This window comes from Promicromonospora kroppenstedtii DSM 19349 (assembly GCF_000515355.1).
GTDB classification, from domain to species: domain Bacteria; phylum Actinomycetota; class Actinomycetes; order Actinomycetales; family Cellulomonadaceae; genus Promicromonospora; species Promicromonospora kroppenstedtii.
The window spans coordinates 1,098-3,433 of sequence record NZ_KI911597.1 but is presented as its reverse complement, the minus strand read 5'-3'; the positions used below and the strand labels follow the sequence as shown (position 1 = coordinate 3,433).

General features: G+C 72.1%; 1 protein-coding gene and 1 pseudogene. Both read left to right on the top strand.

Annotation, left to right across the window (positions count from 1 at the left end; translation table 11 throughout):
• Positions 1 to 430, top strand: a pseudogene (locus tag PROKR_RS03220) (TIGR03089 family protein); the annotation flags it as partial.
• Between the two features lie 112 nt (positions 431 to 542).
• A complete protein-coding gene (locus PROKR_RS03215; protein ID WP_245605677.1) occupies positions 543 to 1,862 on the top strand; it encodes an LCP family protein in 1,320 nt (439 codons plus the stop codon).
• Positions 1,863 to 2,336 lie beyond the last annotated feature (474 nt).

The following is a 2,336-nucleotide window of genomic DNA, read 5'->3' as shown; positions in this document are numbered from 1 at the left end:
CGGGCCCGACGTGGTCGTCACCGACACGCCGGAGCGCTGGGCCGACGCCGGGGCGGACCTCGTCGTCGTCTCCCTGCCCGCGCTCGCCCGCCGGTACGACGGCGAGCTGCCGCCCGGCGCGATCGACGCCGCCTCGGCCGTGATGACCTACGGCGACGTGATCGGCTGGGTGCCCGACGTCGACCCGGACCAGGACGCGCTGGTGACCGCAGCGGGCGCCGTCGGGCACAAGGGCCTGGTTCCGGAGCCCGGCGACGGCGCGCGGGTGCTCGTGGACGGGCGCGGTGCCGTGGCCGACGTGCTGCGAGCGCTGCTCGGCATCTGGGCCGGCGGCGGCTCGGTGGTCCTCACCTCGGCCGGGACCGCCGCCGCCCTCGAGGCGGACGACACGCGCCGCGAGCGGCTGCGCTCCACGGAACGGGTCGACTGAGCGGATCGGCCGAACGGATCGGCTGAACCACAGCGCTCCTCCACGAACCCTCTACGGTCCGCCCCCGGGCGGTGCGCCGCCGTGCAACATGCAGTCTCTAGGATCGGTGACCGTGACATTTCCCGACTTCAGCGCCGCAGGTGCGACGAACCCCTCGCGGGGGCCGTCGCACGCCCGGAAGCTGAGACACCTGGGCGGCGCGCCGCGTGTGGTGGCACTGGTGGTCGTCGCGGCCCTCTCCCTCGGGATCGCAGGCGGGGCGACGGCGGTGACCCAGCTGACCGGGAACATCGAGACCGCCGACATGGCCGCCCTCGGTACGAACCGGCCCAAGCAGGTGCTCCCCAAGGACCCCAACGCCGGCATTCCGCTGAACATCGTGGTGATGGGCAGCGACTCGCGCAGCGGTGACAACGACGCCCTGGCGGGCGGCGGCGAGATCGGCGCCCGCTCCGACACCACCGTCGTCATGCACATCTCGGGCGACCGGTCGCGGATCGAGATGATCTCGATCCCCCGCGACTCCACGGTGGACGTCCCGAGCTGCACCACGACCGACGGCGCGACCACGGCCGAGCTGTACGGGACCAAGTTCAACGCCGCCTTCTCGCAGGGCGTGCAGGCCGGCGGCGAGGTCGCCGACGGCGCCCTGTGCGCGGTCAAGACGATCGAGGAGCTCACCGGCGTGTACATGGACGGCTTCATCGTCGTCGACTTCGCCGGCTTCTCCTCGATGATCGACGCCGTCGGCGGCGTCGACGTCTGCGTCGAGCAGGAGATCTACTCCGCGGAGGCGAACCACCTCTCGCTCTCCCCCGGCACCCACACCCTCCAGGGGCAGAAGGCCCTCGACTACGCCCGGGCCCGCAAGGGTCCGGGGCTCGGCGACGGGTCCGACCTCGGCCGGATCGGCAGGCAGCAGGAGGTCATGGCCTCGCTCGCCCGCAAGGTGCTGAGCCAGGACGTGCTGACGAACCCGTCGAAGACGCTCAAGTTCCTCAAGGCGGTCACCGGATCGCTCACCATGAACGACGAGCTGGCCAGCATCGACGGACTCGCCGGGTTGGCCTACTCCATGCGGAACGTACGGCCTGACACGATCACTTTCATGACCGTCCCCAACGAGTACGACCCGAACAACGCGGCTAACGTCGTATGGACGGACGAGGCCGTACAGCTGTGGGACGACGTCAAGCACGACAAGCCCCTCACCGACGACCCGGACGAGCCGTCGGCAGACCCCTCGGGGTCGGCCACCGAGGGCGGGACCACGGGCGAGGAGGCCACGGGGACGGACTCGGGCAGCGAGACGGGGACCGACGCCGAGGCCGGCGACGACTCCTCGGCCGAGCCCACACCGGCCTCGACCGAGATCAAGCAGGCCGGTGAAGAGGCCTTCACCGGCGCCGACACCACCAAGGTCTGCGGCTGAGCCCATGTCAGATCCCAGAACGTCGAAGCGATCGGCCTCCTCGGCCGACGACGACGTCACGCGCGTCCGGATCCCGCCCAGCTTCACGCCGCAGGGCGTGAGCGGGCGTCCGGGCGCCGACGACGCGATCCCGGTCGGTGACACGGGCGAGCGCCCGCGCACCCTGCCCGGCGCGGCGTCGAGCAGGCAGCAGCAGGGCGGACCCGCGAATGCGGAGACGCCCGGCGTCGGGATTCCCGGCGTCGGTGGCGCCCACCGCATCGGACGGCCGGAAGGCTCCGACGAAGCGCGCTCAGAACCACGTATCCGTAGACAGTCTTCACGGGAGGTACCGGTGTCCGGCGATCGCAGGGGAACGAATCCCCCGCCTGTTCCACCACGTAGGTCGGGCATGCCCGCACGCGGCGAGGCAGCCGGGCAGGTGCCGCGCTCGATCCCGCCTCGCCAGGCGCCCCACGGCGGCGGCCAGCCGCC